General features: G+C 67.8%; 1 protein-coding gene. It reads right to left on the minus strand.

Translation table 11 applies throughout. The features are described 5' to 3' along the window. Positions 1-902 (minus strand): NADP-dependent isocitrate dehydrogenase (locus BIU98_RS13865; RefSeq protein WP_139200739.1); only part of this gene is annotated, 902 nt, incomplete at its 3' end. Positions 903-1,157 lie beyond the last annotated feature (255 nt).

The raw sequence follows: 1,157 nt of genomic DNA on the forward strand, positions 1-1,157 counted from the left end.
CCGGTGAGGATCGAGTTGAGGCCGTCGTTCGGGGTGAGGCCGGCCGCGGCGAGGTCGGCGCCGTAGCGGTCGAAGACGTCGGGGAAGAAGGCACGGATGACGTGGCCGAAGATGATCGGGTCCGAGATCTTCATCATCGTGGCCTTGAGGTGGACCGAGAACAGGATGCCCTCGTCCGCAGCACGCTGGATCTGCGCCCGGAGGAACTGCTCGAGCGGCCCGACGTGCAGCACCGTGCCGTCGATGACCTCGCCGGAGAGGACGGGGATCGACTGCTTGAGGACCTGCTCGGAGCCGTCCGACCCGACGAAGGTGATCGTCAGGGTGTCGTCAGCGGGCGCGACCCACGTCTTCTCGTTGGCGCGGAAGTCGTCGACGCCCATGGTGACGACGTTCGTCTTCGAGTCCGAGCGCCACGCGCCCATGCGGTGCGGGTGCTTGCGGGCGTAGTTCTTCACCGACAGCGGTGCGCGGCGGTCGGAGTTGCCCTCGCGCAGGACCGGGTTGACGGCGCTGCCCTTGACGGTGTCGTACTTGGCACGGACGTCGCGCTCAGCGTCGGTGCTGGGCTCGTCCGGGTAGTCGGGCAGGTCGTAGCCCTGCGACTGCAGCTCGGTGATCGCGACCTTGAGCTGGGGGATCGACGCCGAGATGTTCGGCAGCTTGATGATGTTGGCCTCTGGCGTCTTGGCCAGGGCACCCAGCTCGGCGAGGGCGTCGTCCATCCGCTGCTCAGCACTGAGCCGCTCGGGGAACAGCGCGATGATCCGGCCGGAGAGGGAGATGTCCCGCGTCTCGACGTCCACACCGGCGGTGCCGGCGAACGCCTGGATGACGGGGAGGAAGGAGTGGGTGGCGAGGAACGGCGCCTCGTCCGTGAGGGTGTAGATGATCTTGGCCATGCTGGCGGGTACTCCCTTGTTCGCGCGTCGGTGGCTCCACGCTACTCGCGGTGAGCAGTATCTCGACATCAAGATACATGGGCTGTGGACGAGGCCCCCGAGACGCCGACCTGTGGACGACGATCGGTGCCACCCTGGGCACGTGACAGAACTCCTCGTGGTCGGCATCGTCGCCCTGCTCGTCATCGCGGGCGCCGCCGTGCTCGGGCCCAGGATCGGCGTGGCCGCACCCCTGGTCCTGGTGGCCGTCGGCAT

The organism is Curtobacterium sp. MMLR14_010 (assembly GCF_001865015.1).
Classification (GTDB): domain Bacteria; phylum Actinomycetota; class Actinomycetes; order Actinomycetales; family Microbacteriaceae; genus Curtobacterium.